Source organism: Lysobacter sp. Root916 (genome assembly GCF_001429785.1).
Classification (GTDB): Bacteria; Pseudomonadota; Gammaproteobacteria; order Xanthomonadales; family Xanthomonadaceae; genus Lysobacter.
The window spans coordinates 231,767-254,319 of sequence record NZ_LMJF01000001.1 but is presented as its reverse complement, the minus strand read 5'-3'; the positions used below and the strand labels follow the sequence as shown (position 1 = coordinate 254,319).

Genomic DNA, 22,553 nt, shown 5'->3' with positions numbered 1-22,553 from the left:
CGCCATGTCCGAACCGGCCCCGCCCCTGTTGCCCGCTCCGCCCGCGCGCATGCTCGGCTGGCGGCGCGTGCGCTTCGTGCTGATCGCCGCTTTCGTCAGCAGCCTGCTGATGAAACTGGGCTCGCAGGCGCCGTACCCCATCGTGCTGCTGCGCATGCTGATCGTCGGCTTCGCGACCGTGCTGGTGTTCGGCGTGTTCGAACGCTGGCCCGCGCGCCTGCCGCGCTGGAGCGCGCGCTGGGTGCTGCAGGTGGTGGGCGTGGCGGCGACGATTCCGTTCGCCGCGATCCTGGCCTACACCCTGACCACCGCCGACAACTCGCTGCCGTGGTGGCAGGACAAGCTGTATCTGGCCGGCGTGACCAAGGTCATCGTCTACGGCCTGCTGGTCGCGCCGTGGATGGCGATCGCCGCGTTGCTGCGCCAGATCCGCGGCGAAGCGCAGCGCCAGGCGCTGGCCTTCGAACTGGAACGCAGCCGTTACGAACGCAACGCGTTGGACGCGCGCCTGCGCCTGCTGCAGGCCCAGGTCGAGCCGCATTTCCTGTTCAACACCCTGGCTAATGTGCGCGAACTGGTCGACGCCGGCTCGCCGCAGGCCTCGACCGTGCTGGCCAGCCTGATCGCCTACCTGCGCGCCGCGGTGCCGCGCCTGCACGGCCCGGCCGCCACCCTGGGCCAGGAGCTGGAACTGGTGCGCGCCTATCTGGAAGTGATGCACATGCGCATGCCCGACCGCCTGCAATACGCCCTGCATGCCGACGAGGCCGCGCTGGCGCTGGACTGCCCGCCCATGACCCTGCTGACCCTGGTCGAGAACGCGGTCCGCCACGGCATCGACCCCAGCGAGGAAGGCGGCCGCATCGACGTGCGCGTGCGCCTGCGCGACGGCCGCTGCCTGGCCGAGGTCGCCGATACCGGCATCGGCCTCAGCCGCACCAGCGACGGCCTCGGCACCGGCCTGGCCAATCTGCGCGAACGCCTGCAGCTGGCCTACGGCGACGACACCCGACTGGTGCTGATCGAGTTGCAGCCGCACGGCGTGCGCGCCGAAATCGAATTCCCCGCACAGCGGAGCGCGCCATGAACGCGCAACGCCCGACCGCCCTGATCGCCGACGACGAACCGTTGCTGCGACGCGCGCTGACGCGCCAGCTGGCGCAGGCCTGGCCGGAGCTGGAGGTGGTCGCGCAAACCCGCAACGGCCGCGAAACGGTCGAGCGCTTCGAGGCGCTGCGCCCGGACATCTGTTTCCTCGACGTCCACATGCCGGGCCTGTCCGGCGTGGAAGCGGCGCGCCACATCGGCCGGCGCGCGCATCTGGTGTTCGTGACCGCCTACGACCAGTACGCGGTCCAGGCCTTCGCCCAGGGCGCGCTCGACTACCTGGTCAAGCCGGTGGAAGCCGAGCGTCTGGCCGACACCATCGCCCGCCTGCGCGAGCGCCTGCGCGCCGCGCAACCCGCGCCCGACACCGAGGCTCTGCTGGAACGGCTGGCCGCGCAGCTGCAGAAGAAGAGCGCGCCGGAGACCCTGCGCTGGATCCGCGCCTCGGTCGGCCAGGCGCTGCGCCTGATCGGCGTCGACGAGATCGACTTCCTGCGCTCGGACGAGAAGTACACCCGCATCGCCTGGCGCGGCGACGGCGGCAAGCCCGGCGAGGCGCTGATCCGCACGCCCTTGAAGGAACTGGCCGCGCAACTGGATCCGGCCCAGTTCGTGCAGGTGCATCGCGCGGTGGTGGTGAACCTGCGCGCGATCAGCCACGTCACCCGCGGCGCCAACGAGACCGCGCACATCCACCTCAAGGGCCGCGACGAAGTGCTGCCGGTCAGCCGCAGCTACCTGCACCACTTCCGCCAGATGTGAGACGCGCGGCGTCGCCGCGCGGAGGATCTCAGGCGCGCACCGCCCACAAGGCCAGCACGCCGACCGCGACCGCCACCGCGCCCACGATGCGCAACTGGCGGTCCGGCATCGCCTGCAGTTGTTCGGCGGCGCGCTTCCAACCGCGCGGCGCCACGAACAGGAACAGCCCTTCCAGCACCGCGACCAGGCACAGTGCCGAAATCAGCTCACCGCTCACTCAACGGTCCGACTTGAGGTATTGCAGGAACGGGTCGTCGCGGTCGAGCACGATCACGCTGTCGCCGTCCTTGAAGGACTGGCGATAGGCCTCGAGGCTGCGCTGGAAGGCGTAGAAACTCGGATCCTTGTTGGCCGCCGCCGCGTAGGTGCGCGCGGCCTCGGCATCGCCTTCGCCGCGCAGGCGCTGGGCGTCGCGTTCGGCCTCGGCCACGATCACGGTCTTGTCGCGGTCGGCGGTGGCGCGGATCGCCTGCGACAGCTCCACGCCCTCGGCGCGCTTCTGGCTGGCCACCTGCAGACGCTGCGAGCGCATGCGGTTGTAGACCGAGGCCAGCACGTTGCTGTCCTGCGGCAGATCGATGCGCTTGATGCGGATGTCGATGATGCGCACGCCCAGGGTGGAGGCGGCGCGGTTGATGCCGACCAGCTGCTTGCCGATCACGGTGGCGCGGTCGCCGGAGACCACCTGGGTCAGGGTGCGCGAGTTGATCTCGTTGCGCAGCGAGTCCTTGATGATCGGCGCCAGGCGCGCGGCGGCGGTGTTCTCGTCGCCGCCGGTGGCCTGATAGAAGCGGCTCAGGTTTTCGATCTGGCCGATCGCGAAGAAGTCGACGCTGACATCGAGCTTGTCGGCGGTCAGATAACGTTCTGGCGCGGCGGTCAGCACCTGCAGGCGGCGATCGAACACCGAGGCGTTCTCGATCAGCGGCCACTTGAAGTGCAGACCGGGGCCGATGTCGCGGCGCACGATGGTGCCGAGGCGGAACACGATCGCGCCGTGCCCTTCCCTGACCACGAACATCGATCCCAGCAGGGCCAGCAGCACGGCTACGACCACGGCGATCCAGGCGGAGAATTTCATTGTGCGGGCTCCTCGCGGCCATCCGGGCGCTTGCTGCGGGCCGGGCGCGACATGGTTTCGTTACCCGATTCGGACGAAGGCGTCGCGATGGTCGGCGCCAGCAGCTCCGGCGTCAGCAGCGGCGTCGAACCGCCGCCACGCCGCTCCGGCAGCGGCACGTACAGCATCTGGCGCGAGTCGCCGCCGACGATCTTGCGGTTGTCGCCCATCACCTGCTGCACGGTTTCCAGCCACAGGCGCTTGCGGGTGACTTCCGGCGCGGACTTGTACTGATCGACCAGCAGCGAGAAGCGGCTGGCGTCGCCTTGCGAGCGCGCGATCACCGCGGTCTTGTAGCCCTCGGCCTCGGTGCGTACCTGCGACGCCTGACCGCGCGCTTCGGGCACCACCTTCTTGGCGTAGGCCTCGGCCTGGTTGATCGAGGTGGCCTTGTCGGCGTCGGCGCGCTGGGCTTCGTCGAACGCGTCCTTGACCTCGTCCGGCGGCCGCGCGTTGGGCAGGTTGAGCTCGGTCAGGGTCAGACCGGTGCGGTAGGCCAGCAGCGATTCCTGCAGGCGCGCGCGCACCACCGTGGTCAGGGCGCCGCGGGCGCTCAGCACGGTGTCCAGGTCGGATCGGCCGATCTGCTCGCGCAACACGCTCTGCGCGGCCTGCTGCAGCACGTCGGCGGAATCGCGCGAACCGAACAGGTACTGCTGCGGATCGCCGATGCGGTACTGCACGTTGATTTCGACGTTGACCATGTTGCCGTCGCGGGTCAGCACCGGCACGGTCTCGGTATAGGCGTTGCTCTGGGTCGCGTTGACCTTGGTCACGCGCTCGATCGGCCACGGCGCCTTCAAATGCGGACCGGGCTGGAGGATGCGCGAGAAATGGCCGAAGCGCAGGACCACGCCGCGCTCCTGCTCGGTGACCAGCACGAAGCAGTTGAAGACCAGCCACAGGCCCAGGATCGCGGCGGCCCAGCGCAGGATGCTGCCTCCGCCCATGCCGCCACCGCCGCCGAACAGGCCGCGAATAGAGTCGAGCAAGGCATCCAGGCCGCGGCCGTCGGACTTGCGTTGCCGCGGCGATCGACCGTTGGGGTCGGATCCGCCGGAATTGTCACTGCCAGGGGTGTTCCAGGCCATGCCTGCTCCAAAGAGGGAACTGCACCCGTGTTCAGCTGACGGGTCGGTTGATTCTAGGTGGGGGCCCTGGCCGTCTCAAGCAAGGTCGTCCGGTACAGCCACCGATTCCAGCAAAGACCGCAGCGGTTCGCCGTGCGGCTGGGCGAACAGGCGCTGGGCGTCGGCGATGGCCAGATCGACCTCCAGCTCCCAGCCGTGCTCGTCGGCGCGTTCAGCGCGGACCGCGCCCAGCTCGTGCAGACGGGCGCGCAGGCGCGCGCCCTGCGACGGCACCCGCAGCGCGCCGGCGACATGGCGCAGCTCCAGGGCCTCGGCCAGCGCGGTGCGCAGCAGGTCCAGGCCCCGGCCATCGCGCGCCGACAGCCAGACCCGGGTATGGCCCTCGCCCGGACGGTCGATGCGCGGCTGAGCGCCGTCCAGGCGGTCGATCTTGTTGAACACCAGCAGCTGCGGCAAGTCGCCGGCGCCGATCTCCTGCAGCACCGCGTCGACCTGGGCGATACGCTCGTCGCGCAGCGGGTCGGCGGCGTCGATCACGTGGATCAGCAGGTCGGCCTCGCGTGCCTCCGACAGGGTCGAGCGGAACGCGGCCACCAGATCGTGCGGCAGATCGCGCACGAAGCCGACCGTGTCGGCCAGCACCGCCGCGCCGCCGGACAGGTCGATCCGGCGCACGGTCGGGTCCAAGGTCGCGAACAGCTGGTCGGCGGCGTAGGCCTCGGCGCCGGTCATGGCGTTGAACAGGGTCGATTTGCCGGCATTGGTGTAGCCCACCAGGGCCACGCGCGGCAGCTCGCTGCGCATGCGCGCACGGCGCATCTGAGTGCGCTGCACCTCGACCTTGTCCAGGCGCTTCTGCAACTGCTCCAGACGCTTCTGCAGCAGGCGGCGGTCGGTTTCCAGCTGGGTTTCGCCGGGGCCGCGCAGGCCGATCGAGCCGCCGCGCTGGCGCTCCAGGTGGGTCCAGCCGCGCACCAGGCGCGTGGCCATGTGCTTGAGCTGGGCCAGCTCGACCTGCAGCTTGCCCTCGGCGCTCTGCGCGCGCTGCGAGAAGATGTCCAGGATCAGGCCGGTGCGGTCGACCACGCGCCGCTCGAGCGCGCGTTCCAGGTTGCGTTCCTGGCCGGGCGACAGCGGGTGGTTGACCAGGATCAGGTCGGCGCCGGTGGCATCGGCCGCGGCCTTGACCTCGGCCAGCTTGCCGCTGCCGATCAGCATCGCCGCGTTGGGGCGGTCGATGCGCGCGGTCAGCACGGCGGCCACGGTGGCGCCGGCCGACTTGGCCAGATCGGCGAATTCTTCCAGCAAGCCCTCGTCCGGCGGACCGCCGGCGTGGGGCTGGATCAGTAAGGCGTGTTCGCCTTTGCGTGAGCGTTCGAACATCGAGTCAGCAAGATGGGGAGGAAAACCGGGAATGCAAGCGCGGCGGGACGCTGCGGCCCCGCCATCGTCTCATCCCTGCCGGCCCCTAGCCCGCACTCACTCGTTCTCGTCGTCGCCCTCGGCGCCGCCGCCTTCGCTGGACTGCACGTAGCCGCCGCCGGGACCGACGCGGACGTTGCGCGCGGGCACCACGGTCGAAATCGCGTGCTTATAGACCATCTGGCTCACGGTATTGCGCAGCAGGACCACGAACTGGTCGAAGGATTCGATCGTGCCCTGCAGCTTGATGCCGTTGACCAGGTAGACCGAGACCGGTACGCGTTCGCGCCGCAGCGCATTCAGGAAAGGATCCTGTAAGGATTGCCCCTTGGACATCAGTAGTTCCCCAGCTTTCTAGTTATAAGGTTCGGTGCCAAAGACGGCCCTGGACATCCTGTCGGACCGCGTCGCCGGTAGCTGTCCCCACAGCGGTGACCGGCCGATGGTAACGCAAGTGGCCGTTGCGGATACGGCCCGAACTCAGGCTTTGCGATGCGCGTGCCGGGATCCGCCGATGAACAGCGCGGCGGCCCGTTCCAGGGCCTGGGCGTCGGCGGCCGGGTCGAACCAGCGGGCATCCAACTGCCCGCGCAGCCAGGTCAATTGGCGCTTGGCGAGCTGGCGGGTGGCGTAGATGCCGCGGTCGCGGAACTCGGCCAAGGCCTGCGCGCCGCCCTCGCCGTCCAGGAATTCCCAGGCCTGGCGGTAACCGACCGCGCGCAAGGCCGGCAAGTCCAACGGCCGCGGATGCGCCTGCAATTCCGGCAAGCCGCGCAAAGCCCGGACCTCGTCGAGGAAGCCGCCGGCCAGCATGGCGTCGAAGCGCTGCGCGATGCGCGCGTGCAGGACGGCGCGATCGGTCGGCGCCAGCACCAGCTTCAGCACCCGGTACGGCAGGCGCGGCGCGCCGGCGGCCTCGCGCCGCCAGTCGCTGATGCGGCGGCCGGACAAGCGGTAGACCTCGAGCGCGCGCTGGATGCGCTGGGCGTCGGTGGCGTGGATGCGCGCGGCCGCCTCCGGGTCCAGCGCGGTCAACTCTGCGTGCAGGGCCGCCCAGCCGCGTTGACCGGCCTCGGCGGCGAGCTGGGCGCGCACGCCGGGGTCGGCCTCCGGCATCGGCGCCAGCCCCTGCAACAGGGCGTGGAAGTACAAGCCGGTGCCGCCGGCCAGGATCGGCAGGCGCCCGCGCGCGGCGATCTGGTCCAGCGCGCGCCGGGCGTCGACGGCGAACTCGGCCGCCGAGTACGGCTGCCAGGGCTGGCGCAGGTCGATCAGATGGTGCGGCACCCGCGCCTGCTCCTCGGCGCTGGGCTTGGCCGAGCCGATGTCCAACCCGCGGTAGACCAGGGCCGAGTCGACGCTGACGATCTCGCCGCCGTAGCGCTGCGCCCAGTCCAGCGCGAGCGCGGTCTTGCCCGAGGCGGTCGGGCCCATCAGGGCGATCGCGAGCGGGCGCGGGTCGGCGGACATGCGGAGGCGGCGGTTCCGGTACGGAGGCGAGCGCGCAGACTCGCACAGCCGCGCACCTCGCGGAAGCGCGCGCCACCCAGCGGTTTCCACAAAGCTTGTGGGCAAGCGCTGGGGCAAGCCTGTTGATAAGCCGCTGCGGCGCAGGCGCAGCAAGGCCCGCGCGCAGTTCGATCAAATTTTAGCCAGGCCCCGCGCGCTATCCACAAAGCCTGTGGACAAACCTGCGGACAGTATTGGGACGACATGGCTGAGAGCCAGGCGCAGCAAGGAGCGCAAGAGGTCTGTCGAAAAAATGACCAGCGAAATCGCTTGACTTGCCTGCGCGAAGACGCATGCGCGACGGTCGCCGCGCGAACCGCGGATGCGGAACGAATGCGATCGGATTCGTCAATACGCAATCGCCGCCATTGCGTGCTGCAACGCAATACGAAGCGGGCGTCGCGACTAATCCACACGGCCTGTGGACAAGCCTGCGGACAGTCTCGCGCGAAGCCCGCGCAGAGCCTGGCGCAGCAAGGCCCGCAAGGAATTTGGCTAAAAATTAGCCAGCGAAATTGTTTGACAGATTCCGGCTTTTCGGCATCCCGAACGAACGCGTGCGCATGCCCAGATTGGCGATCGCGTCAAGCTTGAATTTCCCATTCCGATGCGCTTGCACGCGCATCGCGCGCGACTATCCACATCGCCTGTGGACAAGCCTGCGGACAGTTGCGTGATGAACCGCGCGCAAGCCAGACGGCGCAAGGGGCGCAGCAAGTTTGGCGACAAATTCGCCATCGCTGCGAACGGCCGACGCCGAAGCGCGGCGTTCGCGCACCAAGGCGCAATGCGACGCGAAACGAGCGCCTCGCGGAGCCCCTCTCCCGCGTGCGGGAGAGGGATTGGGGTGAGGGGCTACAACAGAGACGTCGTTCGCGCTTGGTTGCGCGCCCTCATCCGCCCTGCGGGCACCTTCTCCCGCCTGCGGGAGAAGGGAATGTGCAGCCCGCTCGGATGCGCGCATAAAAAAATCGCGCGTCTTGCCCACGTTGCGCCATGAAGCACAAGGCCATCGCATCGCCGCGCGCAGACGCCAGATGCGGCATGCCCACGCAACCGTGCGCGCCATGCCACGATCGAATGCGTGCGCCGGCCAACGCCGGCACGTCTGCGACCTATTCGTCGTCCGGCCACTTCGGCATCGACGGCGCCGCGGCGCGGCGCGGCATCGCCTGTGCCGCCACCGCCTCCCACACCTTGAGCGCGTCCACCGTCGCGGCGACATCGTGCACGCGCAGCAGGCGCGCGCCGCGCTGGGCCGCGATCAGGTGCGCTGCGACCGAGCCGTGCACGCGCTCGCGCGCCGATTCGCGACCGGTGAGCTCGCCTATGCTCTTCTTGCGCGACAGGCCGGCCAGCACCGGCACGCCGAGTTCGGCGTAGCGTTCCAGTTGCGCCAGCAGGGTCAGGTTGTGTGCCAGGGTCTTGCCGAAACCGAAGCCTGGATCGACCACGATCTTTTTCTTGGCGATGCCCGCCATCTCGGCGGCGAAGATGCGCTCGGCCAGGAAGCGATGCACTTCCGCGACGACGTCGTCGTACTCCGGCGCGGCCTGCATGCTGCGCGGCTCGCCCTGCATATGCATCAGTATCACCGGCACGCCCAGCGCGGCCGCGGTATCGAGCGCGCCCTCGCGGCGCAGCGCGTACACGTCGTTGATCAGGCCGGCGCCGGCCGCGACCGCGGCGCGCATGACCTCGGGCTTGGAGGTGTCGATGCTGATCGGCAGCGGCGTGTCCCGCGCCAAGCGCTCGATCACCGGAATCACCCGGCGCAGCTCTTCCTCCACCGGCACCTCGTCGGCGCCCGGTCGGGTGGACTCTCCGCCGATGTCGAGCACGTCGGCGCCCTCCTCCGCCAGGCGCAGCCCATGCGCGACCGCGGCCTCCGCGCTGTCGTGCGCGCCGCCGTCGGAGAACGAATCGGGGGTGACATTGACGATGCCCATCACGCGCGGCCGGTCCAGCTTGAGGGCGCGGCCGTTGCAATCCAGGATCGGGGCGAGGTCGAACATGGGCGGTCTCGTGCGGCGTCGGGGCGAGCCGGCATGCTACCGCGCACGGGTGGAGGATGCGTTCGAGATGAGCGCGGGGGTTACCCGGCGCACGAGCGGTCGTCGGCAAGCGCGTGTCGCGATCGCGGCTCACGCCGCTCCCACAGGAAACCCGCGGCCGTACTCCCGCGCGCGGCAGAGCCTGCACGCCCGACGGACCCGCTGCTTCCTGTGGGAGCGGCGTAAGCCGCGATGAACCCTCCCACCCGACGCCTCCCGCCCCAAAAGAAAAACCCCAGGGCTAGCCCGGCGCTCTCGTAAGCGAATCCAGCGAAGCCCGTGGCCGTACTCCCGCGCGCGGCAGGGCCTGCACGCCCGACGGACCCGCTCGCTTTCTGTGGGAGCGGCGTAAGCCGCGACGAACCTTCCCACCCGACGCCTCCCACCCCAAACGAAAAACGCCGGGGCTAGCCCGGCGTTCTCGTAAGCGAATCCAGCCTGATTCAGGTCTGCGCGGCGGGACCGCCGATCGCGCCCGGACGGCCCTTGTCGTCCTTGCTGGTCTTGCCCGACTTGACCCAGTCCGCCGGCGGACCCGGTTCGCGTCCGGCCATGATCTCGTCGATCTGGCCCGCGTCGATGGTCTCGTACTGCAGCAGGGCGCCGGCCATCATTTCCAGCTTGTCCAGGTTGCCCTTCAGGATCTGGGTGGTGCGGGCGTAGGCGTTGTCGAGGATGCCGCGCACGACCTCGTCGATCTTGCGCGCTGTCTCGTCGGACACGTTCTTGTGCTGGGTGACTGAACGGCCCAGGAAGACTTCGTCCTCTTCCTCGCCGTAAGTGATCGGGCCAAGCTCGGACAGGCCCCACTTGGTGACCATGTTGCGGGCCATCTTGGTGGCGCGCTCGATATCGTTGGACGCGCCGGTGGTGACCATGTCGGCGCCGAAGATCAGCTCCTCGGCCACGCGCCCGCCGTACAGCGAGCACAGGCGGCTTTCGATGTTGATCTTGTTGTAGCTGTAACGGTCGCCTTCCGGCAGGTACATGGTCACGCCCAGCGCGCGGCCGCGCGGGATGATGGTGACCTTGTAGACCGGGTCGTGATCGGGAACCAGGCGGCCGACGATCGCGTGGCCGGCCTCGTGGTAGGCAGTGAGCTTCTTCTCTTCCTCGCTCATGGCCATCGAGCGGTTCTCGGTGCCCATCATGATCTTGTCGCGCGCGCGGTCGAAGTGCTCCATGCGCACTTCCTTGCCGTTCTCGCGCGCGGCGAACAGCGCCGCCTCGTTGCACAGGTTGGCCAGGTCGGCGCCGCTGAAGCCCGGCGTGCCGCGCGCGATCGTCATCGGCACCACATCGTCGGACAGCGGCAGCTTGCGCATGTGCACGCGCAGGATCTGCTCGCGGCCCTTGACGTCGGGCAGGCCGACCACGACCTGGCGGTCGAAACGGCCCGGACGCAGCAGCGCCGGGTCGAGCACGTCGGGGCGGTTGGTCGCGGCGATCACGATCACGCCTTCGCCGCCTTCGAAACCGTCCATCTCGACCAGCAACTGGTTGAGGGTCTGCTCGCGCTCGTCGTGACCGCCGCCCAGGCCGGCGCCGCGATGGCGGCCGACCGCGTCGATCTCGTCGATGAAGATGATGCAGGGGGCGTGCTTCTTGGCCTGCTCGAACATGTCGCGCACGCGGCTGGCGCCGACGCCGACGAACATCTCGACGAAGTCGGAACCGGAGATCGAGAAGAACGGCACCTTGGCCTCGCCGGCGATCGCGCGCGCCAGCAGGGTCTTGCCGGTACCCGGCGGGCCGACCATCAGCACGCCGCGCGGAATCTTGCCGCCCAGCTTCTGGAACTTGGACGGATCGCGCAGGAACTCGACCAGCTCGCCGACTTCCTCCTTGGCCTCGTCGCAGCCGGCGACGTCGGCCAGGGTCACCTTGACCTGGTCCTCGCCCTGCAGCTTGGCGCGCGAACGGCCGAAGCTCATCGCGCCCTTGCTGCCGCCTTGCTGCATCTGGCGCATGAAATAGACCCAGATGCCGATGAACAGCAGCCAGGGCAGCACGTTGATCAGGATCAGGAAGATCGACGGACCGCTCTGCGGCGGCGCCTGCTCGATGGCGACCTTGTGGTTGATCAGATCGTTGACCAGTTCCTTGTCGTCGGGCGAGTAGGTCGTGAACGTGGTCCCGTCCTTGCGCTCGCCGTTGATCGTGGTCTTGTCGTCGGAGATGTTGACCTTCTTGATCCGGTCGCCCTGCACCTGCTGCACGAATTGGTCGTACGCGACCACATCGCTGGCACCGGCCGGCGGACCGAACGCGCGGAACACCAACATCAATACGACGGCGACGATCACCCAGAGCAACAGATTCTTGGCCAAGTCGTTCATTCAGTTCCTGCCTGCTGCCCGTGGGGGGCCTGGTTGCCGCTGGCGCGTCTGTGCGCCGTGAGATCGGAATACCGGGCCTGGGCCCGAATCCCGCACCTTACTTAATTTGTGCCCGCTTGCCCTGTGCCAGGGCGTAAACCTCGGGCGAACGCTTGCGCGAGGCCGCGGGTTTGCGGATCGAGACCTTGGCGTAACGACGGCGCAGCTCGCGCACGTAGTCGTCGAAGCCCACGCCCTGGAACAGCTTGATCAGGAACGCGCCGTCCACGCGCAGATGGCGGTCGGCGAAATCCATCGCCAGCTCCGACAGGTGCATCGCTCGCGGCAGGTCCACCGCATCCACACCGCTCATATTGGGGGCCATGTCCGACAGCACAAGGTCCACCGTATGTCCGCCCAGGCTGGCCTCCAGCTGGGATAGGACCGCATCCTCCCTGAAATCGCCATGAAGGAACTCGACCCCGGCCAGGCTGGGCATCTCCAGAATGTCCAGGGCGATGACCCGGCCCTTGGGGCCCAAGGCCTGCCTGACCCACTGCGACCAGCCGCCCGGGGCCGCGCCCAGGTCCACCACGACCATGCCCGGCTTGAGCAGACGGTCGCGCTCGACCAGCTCCTCCAGCTTGTAGGCCGCGCGCGAGCGCAAACCTTCGGCCTTGGCCTTCTTCACGAAGGGGTCGGAGAAGTGTTCCTTGAGCCAGCGTTGGCTGCTTTTACTGCGGGTTGCCATGGCGGCCGGCGGGGCTAGTGGGCCGCCATGATACCCTGACGCCCCCTCCGTACCCCGTTGCGTGCCCGAATGCCCACCCTCCTGACCTCCTCCCAGACTCGATTCCTGCGGGGCCAGGCGCATGACCTGAAGGCGATGCTGCAGGTCGGCGGCAAGGGCATCACCGACGCCCTGGTGGCCGAGATCGACCTGGCCCTGGAGCACCACGAGCTCATTAAGGTCAAGGTCGGCGCCGACGACCGCGAGGTCCGCGACGCCATGATCGCCGAGCTCGCCGAGCGCACCGGCGCGGCCCTGGTCCAGCGCATCGGCCATACCGCCGTGTACTACCGCCAGAGCAAGGACAAGCGCCAGATCGTGTTGCCGCGGGCCTGAACGGCTTAACGGCCGGGATTAGGGAGTCGGGATTGGGGATTCGGCAAAGCTGAACGGCCCAACCTCCCGCCTAGCCGGCCCGCCCCTCGTTCAAGCCCCCAAGCCCCTCGTTCAAACGAATCCCGAATCTCCAATCCCGAATCCCAGCCCTATGCAACTGACGCTGGAAAACCCGGACCACACCTACTTCCTGCGCGGCGCCGACGGCCAGGTCGCCCTGGTCAACGAGCGCCGGCTAGAAGCCAGCTTCGTGCTCTCCCCCGACACCCTGATCGAGGGCTGGGCGGTCCAGGACGTGCGTCGGCTCAGCCTGGACGACCTTGCGCCCCTGCTGGCGCTGGACCCCGAACTGATCGTGCTGGGCGCGGGCGCCACCCAGGCCTTCCCGCCGCCGGCCACCCTGGCCGCCTGCCTCAGCCGCGGCGTCGGCCTGGAAACCATGACCAACGCCGCCGCCGCGCGCACCTTCAACGTGCTCGCCGGCGAAGGCCGGCGCGTGGTGGCGGGGTTCGTGCTGGGCGCATGAGGCCCTGGGCCGCACGGCTCGCGACCCTGCTGGCGACGGCCGCCCTGGCCGCTTGCGCGCCGCCCGCCCCGGTCGAACGCTACGCACGCTGGCGCGAGACGAACGCCGCCGCCAGCGACGCCTATTTCGCCTATTTGCGCCAACACGGCGTCGACCGGGCGCTCCCACCGCAGCAATTGCTGCGCAGCGGTCGGCGCTGGCGATGGTGTGGCGCCGAGGAGTTCGCAGTCCCGCCGCGGGCCCAGTGGCCGGCCATGGTGCCGACCCTGCGGCTGGTGCGCGAGTTGCGCGACGCGGGCCTGCTGGGCCCGGCGATCGTCGCCTCGGCCTACCGCGAGCCGTCCTTCAACCGCTGCGAAGGCGGCGCCGAGCGCAGCAAGCACACCACGAACGCAGCCTTGGACTTCGATCTGACCCAGGCCGATGCCGCGCAGCGACGGCGCCTATGCGACTACTGGCGACAGCAAGGCGCTGCGCGCCGCTTCGGCCTGGGCTTCTACGCCGACGACGCCATCCACATCGACACCGCCGGTCATCGGACCTGGGGTTACGACTACACGCGGCGTAGTTCGTTGTGCGCGCCCCCGCCTAAGCCGCCCCGCATTGGCGAAAGCAAACCCCATCGCCGCGGCTAACACCGCCTCCTGTAGGAGCGGCGCACGCCGCGACCGCGCAACTTCGGCCACSACGMRGTCGCGGCTCACGCCGCTCCTACCCCAAAGCAAGATCCACCCGTCGCGGCGTAACCGCCGGCTTTCTGTGGGAGCGGCGTAAGCCGCGATCGCGCAACTTCGGCCACCACGCAGTCGCGGCTCACGCCGCTCCTACCCCAAAGCAGAATTCGATATCGCGGTGTGGTGCCGTCGGCGCCCGATCACTTCTTCGGCAGATACAACAACGGATCCACCGGCTTGCCGTTGTAGCGGACCTCGAAGTGCAGCATGTCGCGCGCGGCGCCGCTGCGGCCCATCTCGGCGATCTGCTGGCCGGACTTCACCAACTGGCCTTCGTTGACCATGCGGTTGCGGTTGTGGCCGTAGGCCGACAACCAGGCATCGTTGTGCTTGATGATGATCAGTTCGCCGTAGCCGACCAGGCCCGAACCCGAATACACCACGACGCCGTCGCTGGCCGCGCGCACCGGCGCGCCGCTGCTGCCGGCGATGTCGATGCCCTGCTTGGTCGGTTCGCCGGCGACGTAGCGGCTCAGCAGCTGACCGTCGGCGGGCCAACGCCAGTCGATGCCGCTGCTGACCGGCGCGGTCGGCGCCGGCGGCGGACGCGAGGGCGCCGTCGCTACCGGCGGACGCACCGTCGGCGCGCTCGGCGTGCCGGTGACCGGCGTCGCGCCGCCCGGGCGCGCCGGCACCGGACGCGACACCGGCGGACGCGAGGCGGTGGCGTTGCCGCTGCCCGGATACAGCTTCAAACGCTGCCCCGGATAAATCGTGTACGGCGCGCTGATGCCGTTCCAGGCGGCCAGATCGCGCGCGTCGATGCCGTTGCGGAACGCGATGCCGTACATGGTGTCGCCGCGCTGGACCACCGCGCTGGCGCCGTATTTGGGCGTGGACACGCGCACCGGGGTACGGCCGCCGCGCGAGGGTTCGCGGACCACCGTGCTCGAACAAGCCGCCAGCACGAGCGCCGCGGCGACCACGACCAATGCGCGGCCGGTCTTGGCCGAGCCGGCGGGGATGGTGTCGATGAGCGACAGTCCGTTGTTAGTCATGCGCGCTTTCATGCTCCAGATTGGGCGTGCCACCACAGCCAGCCGATGCCGGCCACCACCACCGCGGTCGCGATCCAGCCCAAGGGCTCGATATAGCGACGCAGCGCGGCCTCGGCGCGCGGCCCGCCGATCCGGATCACCAGCGCCAGCAGGAACACCCGCTTGCCGCGACCGATCAGCATGCTCAGCACGTATTGCAGCATGGGAACGCCGACGATGCCCGACGCCCAGGTGAACACCTTCATCGGAATCGGCATGAAGCCGCCGATCACCAGGAAGGTGAACACCGCCCACGGCGATTCGACCATCTTGGCCTGGACCGTGGCGATGCCCGCCTCGATGTTGTCCAGCATGCCCAGGGCCGCGAACATCGGCTTCAGGGCCTCGAACGCGTAATGGCCCAGCGCGTAGCCGACCAGGGCGCCGGCCATCGAGCCGATCAGGCTCAAGGTCGCGAACCAGAACGCGCGCTTGGGCTGGGCCACGCACATCGGCGCCAGCATCACCTCGGGCATCACCGGGAAGATGATCGCTTCGACGAAGCTCAAACCGGTGAGATAGGCCGGTGCATGACGGTGAGCGGCCCAGGCCAGCGTGCGCTCGTAGAGCGGACCGAAAATCTTCACTCAGTATCCCTGTGGCGCGCGGCGTTCAATCGATCATGCCCGACAGCAGCGGCACGAACACCACCGGCGCGAGCGTGGTTTGGCTGACGTTGCCGTCGGCGTCCTTGCGCAGCTTGAGCAGCGACTGCGACGAGGAGCCGCCGACCGGCGCGATCAGGGTGCCGCCCGGCGCCAGCTGCGCGGTCAGCGCATCGACCAGGGCCGGCGCCGCGGCGGTGACGATGATGGCGTCGAAGGGGCCGTTCTCGGGCCAGCCGATGCGGCCGTCGTCGTGTTTGCTGCGCACGTTCAAGCCGAGCTGGCGGAAGCGCTTGCGCGCGGTGCGCAGCAGCTCGCCGATGCGCTCGACGGTGTGCACGTCCAGACCCAGCGCGGCCAGGATCGCGGCCTGGTAGCCCGAACCGGTGCCGATCTCCAGCACCTTGCCCGGCATGCCGTCGGCGAGCAGGGCCTCGGTCATCTTGGCCACCACCCACGGCTGCGAGATGGTCTGGCCGTGGCCGATCGGCAGCGCGGTGTCTTCGTAGGCGCGCGTGGCCAGGGCCTCGTCGACGAACAGGTGGCGCGGCACTGTGCGGATCGCGTTGAGCACGCGCTCGTCGCCGATGCCGTTGTCGCGCAGACGCTCGACCAGGCGGTCGCGCACGCGCTGCGAGGTCATGCCGGTGCCGATCGCCTCGGGTTGCAGACGCATGCGCACGTTCATGCGCCCTGCTCCAGCTCGGCGGCGAGCCCGCCGACCCAGCTGGCGACCTGATCCAACGCCTGGTAACGGGTCAGGTCGACGTGGATCGGGGTGATCGAAATGCAGCCGCGGCGCAGCGCATGGAAATCGGTGCCGGGGCCGGCGTCCTGTTCGGGGCCGGCAGCGCCGATCCACCACCACTGGCGCCCGCGCGGATCGCGTTGCGGGATGCAGGCCTCGGCGCGGTGACGGTTGCCCAGGCGGGTGACCTCGAAGCCGGCGATCTCGCCCCAGGGCAGGTCGGGCACGTTGACGTTGAGGATGGTGTCGGCGGGCAGCGGATCGGTGCGCAGGCGCGCGATGATCTCGACCGCGGCGCGCGCGGCGGTCTCGTAATGCTTGCCGTCGTGGTCCACCGTCTGCAGCGACATCGCCAGCGCCGGCAGGCCCAGGAAGCGGCCTTCCATCGCCGCGGCGACGGTACCCGAATAGATCACGTCGTCGCCGAGGTTGGCGGTGTTGTTGATGCCGGAGACCACCAGGTCGGGCTCGACCTCGAGCATGCCGGTGATCGCGACGTGGACGCAGTCGGTCGGAGTGCCGTGCACGCGCCAGGTCGAAGCGTCGAGCTGGTGCACGCGCACCGGCGCATCCAGGGTCAGCGAATTGCTCGCGCCGGAACGGTCGCGGTCGGGGGCGACCACCAGCACCTCATGGCCGGCCTCGCGCAGGGTCTGCGCCAGGACGCGGATGCCGGGGGCGTCGACGCCATCGTCGTTACTCACGAGAACTCGCATGGACTCCCTTGCGTTACCGCACAGCTTCGAAACGGGGTGGGCACCGAGGTCCGTGGAACGTAGGTTCTTCGCAACCTCGGGAGCGCGCGAACGGCGCACGGGCCCATGATAGCCGATGGGCGTTACCGGCTCCCGCACCGCTCGCGGCGCGGGACCACGATCCGGATCGCTGCGGCCAGGATCGGAAAGATCGCGCTGGGTTTGGCCCCTGCCTTGGGGTAGGAGCGGCGTGCTGGCCGTGATTTCGCGGCCGCGGCTCACGCCGCTCCTATCGCGAATCGGGAGCGTGCGAGGCATCCGTATCCGAGGGCAGGCCCCGACCGCCCTGCTAAAGTTTCCGCATGGCCGATCCGAACGACGACGACGAAGACGCCGCCGAACTGTTCCGCTCCGCGATCGGGCCGGTGCGGCGGCTGCCCGAGGCCGCGCTGCCGCCCAGCGCGCCCAAGCCCAAGCCGCGCGCGCGCATGGCCGAACGCGATGAGGCCCAGGCGCGCGAGGAATTCCGGCATGCGCTGGACGCCAGCCTGGCCGGGTCCGGCGAGCTCGAATCCGGCGATGCCCTGTCCTACCGCCGCGACGAACTGCCGCCGCGGGTGTTCCAGCGCCTGCGCCGCGGCGAGATCTCCGCCCAGGAGGAACTGGACCTGCACGGCAGCGACGTGCGCGAGGCCGAGGCGCTGCTGCGCGCGTTTCTGCACGACGCGCGCGAGCACGGGCTGGGATGCGTGCGAGTGATCCACGGCAAGGGCCACCGCCGCAGCACGGAGTACGTCGACAGCCGGGGCCTGCCGGTGCTGAAGAACCTGGTCGACCGGCTGCTGCGGCAGCGCGGCGACATACTGGCCTTCCACTCCGCACCGCCCTCGCAGGGCGGTACCGGAGCGGTGCTGGTGCTGCTCGCGCCGCCGCTCAGGCGGCGCTGAGCAAGGTCAATCTTCGTGCTTGGCGAGCGGCTTGCGCGGCAGGTTGACCCAGGTCACATCGATGCCGCGGCGACGCGCGATGCGTTCCACCTGCGCCATGTAAAGCTCGTCGTTGTCCATGATCGACGGCGCTTTCTGCGGCGGTACGTAGGCGCTCTTGGTGCTATGCCCAGCGCAGGCGGCCAGACCAAGTACGGACAGCGACAGCAAAACGACTTTCAAGGACGCGTTCATATTCCCGTCTCCTGAGGCTTGCAGCGCCCGGCACCATTGCCGGTCGCTCTTTTGGCTTATACGCCCGCCCTCAGGAGCAACCAGTGCCCCCCGTTGCTTTCCGACGAACGGTCGATCAGGGCCGAACGAGCGTCGAGATTTCGCCCAGTTCGGCGAGTACGACCGTGGCATAAGCGCCCGCCGGCAGCACGAAATCCAGTTCCAGTGCGACGCCCTCCGGGCCGTCCAGCCAACGCCAGTTCAGCGCGGTCGGACGCAGGCGCAGGGCGCGCCGTTCCTGGTTGAGGCCGGCCTGCTCCAGGCCCGCGCGCAACGCGGCGGCGTCCTCGCCGGCCAGCGCCGCCAGCTCGATGGCGGCCGCGGCCTCGCGGCTGCGCAGTTCGCCGCGGCCCCAGAGCGGGCCGCTGGGATGGATGTCGAACCCGGCCAGGCGCGCGGCCAGCGTGTCGTCGTAGGGCTCCGGCCCGAACACGCTGCGGCTGCCGTCCAGCATCCAGACCTCGCCGTCCAGGGGCCGATCCCAGCAGTCGGCGCCCAAGCGCGCGGCCAGGACCCGGTTGAACAGCTCCGAGCGCGCGGCCGACAGCAGCAGGCTGCGCTGTTCGCGCTTGACGCGACGGCCGCCGAACATCGCCAGCGCATTGGCGACGTTGTCGCCGTCGCGGCCGAAACGCTGCTCGCCGAAATAGTTGGGCACGCCGCGCGCGGCGATCGCCTGCAAACGGGTTTCGATCGCCGCCCGCTCGCCTTCCGGCTCGCGCAGGGTCAGCACGAAGCGATTGCCGGCCAGGGCGCCGCGCGGCAGCTTCTTGGCGTGCCAGGCGCTGTCGAGCACGCGCAAGCCCTCGCCCGACGCGGAGGCTTCCTGCAGCGTCGCCAGATCGGGCGCGACGCGCTTGGGCAGGTGCACACTGAAGCGTTGGCGGGTGAGCGCGTGACGGTCCTTGAGGCCGGCGTAGCCGATCGCCAGCTCGCCGACGCCGGCCCAGGCGGCGATCCGCTTGGCCGCGAACGCGGTGTTCATGCCGCGCTTTTCTATCGTCAGCAGCAGGTGCTCGCCGCTGCCGCTGGGCTCGAAGCCCGGCAGTTCCTCGACCAGGAAATCCTCGGGCACGCTGCGGATGCGCGCGCGCAGAGCCGGCGCGCCATGCGCGCGCGCCAGCGCGGGCTCGCCGCTCACGCCGGCACCAGCAGACAGATCGCGGTCGCGGCGATGCCTTCGCCGCGGCCGGTGAAGCCTAGCTTCTCGCTGGTGGTGGCCTTCACGCTGACCGCGTCCAGGGCGATGCCCAGGTCCTGCGCGATCGCCTCGCGCATGGCCAGCGCATGCGGACCGACCTTGGGCCGCTCGCAGACCACGGTGACGTCGGCGTTGCCGACCCGATAACCGCGCTGCGCGATCAGCTCGTTGCAGTGACGCAGAAAACGACGACTGTCGGCGCCGCGCCAGCGCTCGTCGCTGGGCGGAAAGTGCTGGCCGATATCGCCCAGCGCCAACGCCCCGAGCATGGCGTCGCACAGCGCATGCAGGACCACGTCGCCGTCCGAATGCGCAAGCACCCCGCGATCGTGCGGCACCCGCACCCCGCCGAGCATGACGTGGTCGCCATCGCCGAATGCGTGGACGTCGTAGCCTTGGCCGATGCGCATGAGTGGGTGCCGCCTGAGGGAATCTGGGGCAATTATGACGAAATTCCCGGGGGAGCCGTCGACTCAGCAGCCCGCGAAGCCTCGTTTTTTGCCGTCATTCCCGCGAAAGCGGGAATCCAGTGACTTTAGCGGCATGTCCAAACGGCAGGCGAAAGCCCCGCAGATTCGACAATGCAGGAACAGCCTTAGGGCTGAGGTCGCCGACAGAAGCGGACCTACCTCGGCTCTTTCCGCATCGCGCTGAAGTCACTGGATTCCCGCTTTCGCGGGAATGACGAGCGAGAAGCGGCTGCGATCGAGAACCAAGTGCGGCAGCGTTCGTACTTGCCGGCGTCCGTACTTGCTGTCATTCGCCCCTACGCCGTTTGTTCTTGCCGTCATTCCCGCGAAGGCGGGAATGACGATCAAGAGCGGCGACTCCAGGTGAGAGCGAGGCTGAATGACGATCAAAAGTGGCGACCCAAGCGGGAGCGACGCCGAAAGAACCGCTAAACCTTCCCCAGCAAATACTCCGCCAGCGCCAAATCCGCCGGCGTCGTCACCTTGAGATTGTCCTCGCGGCCTTCCACCAGACGCGGATGCAGGCCCGCGTATTCCATCGCCGCGGCCTCGTCGGTGACGACCAGGCCGGCCACCGCGGCGTCGCGCAGCGCGGTGCTCAGCGCGCCGCGGCGGAAGGCCTGCGGCGTGAACGCGCGCCACAAGCCCTGGCGCGGTTCGGTGGAGAGAATGCGTCGATCGTTGGCGCGCTTGAGGGTATCGCGCAGGGGCGCGCCGAGGATGGCGCCGTCGGAGTCGGCTTCGGCCGCGACGATCAAGGCATCCAGGTCGGCGCGGCGCAGGTTCGGGCGCGCCGCATCGTGCACCAGCACCAGGCTGTCGTCGCCGACGCCGTCGGGCAGCGCGCGCAGTGCCGCCAGTACCGAATCGGCGCGCTCGCCGCCGCCGACGCAGCGCAGCACCGGCTTGCCCTGGCGCTCGCTCCAACCCGGCCACAGCGCGTCGTCCGCGGCCAAGGCCACCATCGCGCCGGCCACGCGCGGATGCGCGAGCAAGGCGTCCAGCGCGTGCGCGATCAGCGGCTTACCGGCCGCGACCAGGTATTGCTTGGGGGTTTCGCCGCCGAAACGCGTGCCGCGACCGGCCGCGGGCATCACCGCCCAGATCGGCGCGCTCATCGGCCCGGCTCCGCGTCGATCCGGAACGGGCGGTACACCGCCGTCACGGCGCCGGCGCGTCCGTGCCGGCCGGCGCGGCCTGCGCGTTGGTCGGGGTTTCGGGTTCGACCACGCGGTAGAAGGTTTCGCCGGGCTTGATCATGCCCAGCTCGCTGCGCGCACGCTCCTCGACCGCCGCCTCGCCGGACTTGAGGTCCTCGACCTCGGCCGCGAGGGCGGCGTTGCGCTGACGCAGCCCGCCGTTGTCGCGGGTCTGCTGCTGCACCTGTTGCTCCAGCGCGGCCACCGAACGGGTACCGCCCTGGCCCATCCACAGACGGTACTGCAGGAAGGCGAGCAGGCCCGCCAGGACGATCACCAGCACTCGCAGCCAGCGCATGTCCGCCCTCCCCGGCCGCTCAGCGCTTCAAGGACACGAACGCGTCGCGGCCGGCGTAACGGGCCGCGGCGCCCAGCTGTTCTTCGATGCGCAGCAACTGGTTGTACTTGGCGACGCGGTCGCTGCGGCACAGCGAGCCGGTCTTGATCTGGGTCGCGGTGGTGGCCACGGCGATGTCGGCGATCGTGGTGTCCTCGGTTTCGCCCGAACGGTGCGAGACCACGGCCGCGTACTTGGCCGCGTCCGCCATGGCGATCGCTTCCAAGGTCTCGGTCAGGGTGCCGATCTGGTTGACCTTGATCAGGATCGCGTTGGCGACGTGCTTGTCGATGCCTTCCTGGAAGATCTTGGGATTGGTCACGAACAGGTCGTCGCCGACCAGCTGCACCTTGTGGCCGATCTTCTCGGTGAGCAGCTTCCAGCCGGTCCAATCGTCCTCGGACATGCCGTCCTCGATGGTCACGATCGGATACTGCGCGGCCCAGTTGGCCAGGAAGTCGACGAACTGCTCGCTGGTCAGGCGCTTGCCCTCGCCCACCAGGTGGTACTTGCCGTTGTCGTAGAACTCGGTGGAGGCCACGTCCAGACCCAGCAGGATGTCCTCGCCGGCCTTGTATCCGGCCTTGCCGATCGCTTCCAGAATGGTTTCCAGCGCTTCCTCGTTGCTGCGCAGGTCGGGCGCGAAACCGCCCTCGTCGCCGACCGCGGTGCTCAGGCCGCGGCCCTTGAGCACCGACTTGAGCGCGTGGAAGACCTCGGCGCCGGCGCGCAGCGCCTCGGCGAAGTTGGGCACGCCCACCGGCAGGATCATGAACTCCTGCAGATCGACGTTGTTATCGGCATGCGCGCCGCCGTTGATGATGTTCATCATCGGCACCGGCAGCACCGGCGCGCGGCCGTTGGCCAGGTACTGCCACAGCGGCAGCTTCTTCGACGCGGCGACCGCATGCGCATTGGCCATCGACACGCCCAGCAGCGCGTTGGCGCCCAGGCGGCCCTTGTTCTCGGTGCCGTCCAGGTCGATCAGGCGACGGTCCAGACCGGTCTGGTCGGCGGCGTCGAAGCCGGTCAGCGCCTGGGCGATCGCGGTGTTCACGTTCTCCACCGCCTTGCGCACGCCCTTGCCCAGGTAGCGGGTCTTGTCGCCGTCGCGCAGCTCCACGGCTTCCTTGCTGCCGGTGGAGGCGCCCGAGGGCACCATCGCGCGGCCGAAGCTGCCGTCGGCCAGGGTGACCTCGGCCTCCAGCGTGGGATTGCCGCGGCTGTCGAGGATTTCGCGGGCGTGGATCTTGGTGATCGTGGTCATGGGCG

26 protein-coding genes are annotated in these 22,553 nt (G+C 69.3%); 6 read left to right on the top strand and 20 right to left on the bottom strand.

Features of this window, described 5'->3' with window-relative positions:
• Positions 1–4: 4 nt before the first annotated feature.
• On the top strand, positions 5–1,087 hold the full coding sequence (locus ASE35_RS01245; protein ID WP_057162720.1) for a histidine kinase: 1,083 nt from the start codon (positions 5–7) through the stop codon (positions 1,085–1,087).
• Positions 1,084–1,869 (top strand): LytTR family DNA-binding domain-containing protein, encoded by a 786-nt coding sequence (locus tag ASE35_RS01240; protein WP_057162719.1) that lies wholly within the window; start codon positions 1,084–1,086, stop codon positions 1,867–1,869. Before ASE35_RS01245 ends, ASE35_RS01240 begins: the two co-directional genes overlap by 4 nt.
• A gap of 28 nt (positions 1,870–1,897) precedes the next feature.
• On the opposite strand, the gene ASE35_RS01235 is transcribed toward ASE35_RS01240, so the two are convergent.
• From ASE35_RS01235 to rlmE, 9 genes are all read right to left on the bottom strand, one after another.
• Positions 1,898–2,086: a DUF2065 family protein gene (locus tag ASE35_RS01235; protein ID WP_056172904.1), complete on the bottom strand. Its 189-nt coding sequence runs from the start codon at positions 2,084–2,086 to the stop codon at positions 1,898–1,900.
• Positions 2,087–2,950, bottom strand: coding sequence for a protease modulator HflC (gene hflC / locus ASE35_RS01230; protein ID WP_056172901.1), 864 nt, complete (start codon positions 2,948–2,950; stop codon positions 2,087–2,089).
• A complete protein-coding gene (hflK, locus tag ASE35_RS01225; RefSeq protein ID WP_056172899.1) occupies positions 2,947–4,080 on the bottom strand; it encodes an FtsH protease activity modulator HflK in 1,134 nt (377 codons plus the stop codon). The genes hflC and hflK overlap by 4 nt, the downstream gene beginning before the upstream one ends.
• A gap of 75 nt (positions 4,081–4,155) precedes the next feature.
• The gene (gene hflX / locus ASE35_RS01220) at positions 4,156–5,463 is read right to left on the bottom strand and encodes a ribosome rescue GTPase HflX (protein ID WP_056172896.1); all 1,308 of its coding nucleotides are present in this window, start codon (positions 5,461–5,463) and stop codon (positions 4,156–4,158) included.
• A 96-nt stretch (positions 5,464–5,559) separates the two neighbouring features.
• Positions 5,560–5,838 carry an RNA chaperone Hfq gene (hfq, locus tag ASE35_RS01215; RefSeq protein ID WP_056172892.1) on the bottom strand — a complete coding sequence of 93 codons (279 nt, stop codon included), beginning with the start codon at positions 5,836–5,838 and terminating at the stop codon, positions 5,560–5,562.
• A 144-nt stretch (positions 5,839–5,982) separates the two neighbouring features.
• On the bottom strand, positions 5,983–6,972 hold the full coding sequence (gene miaA / locus ASE35_RS01210) for a tRNA (adenosine(37)-N6)-dimethylallyltransferase MiaA (RefSeq protein WP_057162718.1): 990 nt from the start codon (positions 6,970–6,972) through the stop codon (positions 5,983–5,985).
• Positions 6,973–8,126: 1,154 nt separating this feature from the next.
• Positions 8,127–9,026 (bottom strand): dihydropteroate synthase, encoded by a 900-nt coding sequence (gene folP / locus ASE35_RS01205; protein WP_056172882.1) that lies wholly within the window; start codon positions 9,024–9,026, stop codon positions 8,127–8,129.
• A gap of 482 nt (positions 9,027–9,508) precedes the next feature.
• Positions 9,509–11,404 carry an ATP-dependent zinc metalloprotease FtsH gene (gene ftsH / locus ASE35_RS01200; protein WP_056172880.1) on the bottom strand — a complete coding sequence of 632 codons (1,896 nt, stop codon included), beginning with the start codon at positions 11,402–11,404 and terminating at the stop codon, positions 9,509–9,511.
• A 97-nt stretch (positions 11,405–11,501) separates the two neighbouring features.
• The gene (rlmE, locus tag ASE35_RS01195; protein WP_056172877.1) at positions 11,502–12,134 is read right to left on the bottom strand and encodes a 23S rRNA (uridine(2552)-2'-O)-methyltransferase RlmE; all 633 of its coding nucleotides are present in this window, start codon (positions 12,132–12,134) and stop codon (positions 11,502–11,504) included.
• A gap of 69 nt (positions 12,135–12,203) precedes the next feature.
• Here rlmE and yhbY point away from each other — a divergent pair, with 69 nt between their 5' ends.
• From yhbY to ASE35_RS01180, 3 genes are all read left to right on the top strand, one after another.
• Positions 12,204–12,509 carry a ribosome assembly RNA-binding protein YhbY gene (yhbY, locus tag ASE35_RS01190; RefSeq protein WP_056172873.1) on the top strand — a complete coding sequence of 102 codons (306 nt, stop codon included), beginning with the start codon at positions 12,204–12,206 and terminating at the stop codon, positions 12,507–12,509.
• Positions 12,510–12,660: 151 nt separating this feature from the next.
• Positions 12,661–13,035, top strand: a complete 375-nt coding sequence (locus tag ASE35_RS01185; protein ID WP_057162717.1) for an MTH938/NDUFAF3 family protein — start codon at positions 12,661–12,663, stop codon at positions 13,033–13,035.
• A complete protein-coding gene (locus ASE35_RS01180) occupies positions 13,032–13,670 on the top strand; it encodes a D-Ala-D-Ala carboxypeptidase family metallohydrolase (RefSeq protein ID WP_057162716.1) in 639 nt (212 codons plus the stop codon). Before ASE35_RS01185 ends, ASE35_RS01180 begins: the two co-directional genes overlap by 4 nt.
• Positions 13,671–13,909: 239 nt before the next feature.
• Here ASE35_RS01180 and ASE35_RS01175 read toward each other — a convergent pair whose 3' ends face one another.
• The 4 genes from ASE35_RS01175 to surE are packed head-to-tail and all read right to left on the bottom strand — an operon-like array spanning position 13,910 to position 16,875.
• Positions 13,910–14,767 carry a peptidoglycan DD-metalloendopeptidase family protein gene (locus tag ASE35_RS01175; protein ID WP_057163385.1) on the bottom strand — a complete coding sequence of 286 codons (858 nt, stop codon included), beginning with the start codon at positions 14,765–14,767 and terminating at the stop codon, positions 13,910–13,912.
• An 8-nt stretch (positions 14,768–14,775) separates the two neighbouring features.
• Positions 14,776–15,393: a YqaA family protein gene (locus tag ASE35_RS01170; RefSeq protein WP_056172864.1), complete on the bottom strand. Its 618-nt coding sequence runs from the start codon at positions 15,391–15,393 to the stop codon at positions 14,776–14,778.
• 25 nt (positions 15,394–15,418) lie between these two features.
• Positions 15,419–16,099: a protein-L-isoaspartate(D-aspartate) O-methyltransferase gene (locus ASE35_RS01165; RefSeq protein ID WP_056172861.1), complete on the bottom strand. Its 681-nt coding sequence runs from the start codon at positions 16,097–16,099 to the stop codon at positions 15,419–15,421.
• A complete protein-coding gene (gene surE / locus ASE35_RS01160) occupies positions 16,096–16,875 on the bottom strand; it encodes a 5'/3'-nucleotidase SurE (protein ID WP_056172858.1) in 780 nt (259 codons plus the stop codon). The genes ASE35_RS01165 and surE overlap by 4 nt, the downstream gene beginning before the upstream one ends.
• Before the next feature lie 341 nt (positions 16,876–17,216).
• Here surE and ASE35_RS01155 point away from each other — a divergent pair, with 341 nt between their 5' ends.
• Complete coding sequence (locus ASE35_RS01155) at positions 17,217–17,801, top strand: Smr/MutS family protein (RefSeq protein WP_057162715.1); 585 nt, start codon at positions 17,217–17,219, stop codon at positions 17,799–17,801.
• Positions 17,802–17,807: 6 nt separating this feature from the next.
• Here the strand turns inward: ASE35_RS01155 and ASE35_RS01150 are convergent, their stop codons facing one another.
• The 7 genes from ASE35_RS01150 to eno form a co-directional block, all read right to left on the bottom strand.
• Positions 17,808–18,035, bottom strand: a complete 228-nt coding sequence (locus ASE35_RS01150) for a hypothetical protein (RefSeq protein ID WP_056172853.1) — start codon at positions 18,033–18,035, stop codon at positions 17,808–17,810.
• Between the two features lie 115 nt (positions 18,036–18,150).
• Positions 18,151–19,215, bottom strand: coding sequence for a tRNA pseudouridine(13) synthase TruD (gene truD / locus ASE35_RS01145; protein WP_057162713.1), 1,065 nt, complete (start codon positions 19,213–19,215; stop codon positions 18,151–18,153).
• The gene (gene ispF, locus ASE35_RS01140) at positions 19,212–19,685 is read right to left on the bottom strand and encodes a 2-C-methyl-D-erythritol 2,4-cyclodiphosphate synthase (protein WP_056172848.1); all 474 of its coding nucleotides are present in this window, start codon (positions 19,683–19,685) and stop codon (positions 19,212–19,214) included. The genes truD and ispF overlap by 4 nt, the downstream gene beginning before the upstream one ends.
• Before the next feature lie 246 nt (positions 19,686–19,931).
• Positions 19,932–20,093: a hypothetical protein gene (locus ASE35_RS20905; protein ID WP_157489208.1), complete on the bottom strand. Its 162-nt coding sequence runs from the start codon at positions 20,091–20,093 to the stop codon at positions 19,932–19,934.
• Positions 20,094–20,173: 80 nt separating this feature from the next.
• Positions 20,174–20,863, bottom strand: a complete 690-nt coding sequence (gene ispD, locus ASE35_RS01135) for a 2-C-methyl-D-erythritol 4-phosphate cytidylyltransferase (protein ID WP_057161399.1) — start codon at positions 20,861–20,863, stop codon at positions 20,174–20,176.
• A 43-nt stretch (positions 20,864–20,906) separates the two neighbouring features.
• On the bottom strand, positions 20,907–21,242 hold the full coding sequence (gene ftsB / locus ASE35_RS01130) for a cell division protein FtsB (protein WP_056172842.1): 336 nt from the start codon (positions 21,240–21,242) through the stop codon (positions 20,907–20,909).
• A 19-nt stretch (positions 21,243–21,261) separates the two neighbouring features.
• On the bottom strand, positions 21,262–22,548 hold the full coding sequence (gene eno / locus ASE35_RS01125) for a phosphopyruvate hydratase (RefSeq protein ID WP_057161400.1): 1,287 nt from the start codon (positions 22,546–22,548) through the stop codon (positions 21,262–21,264).
• Positions 22,549–22,553 lie beyond the last annotated feature (5 nt).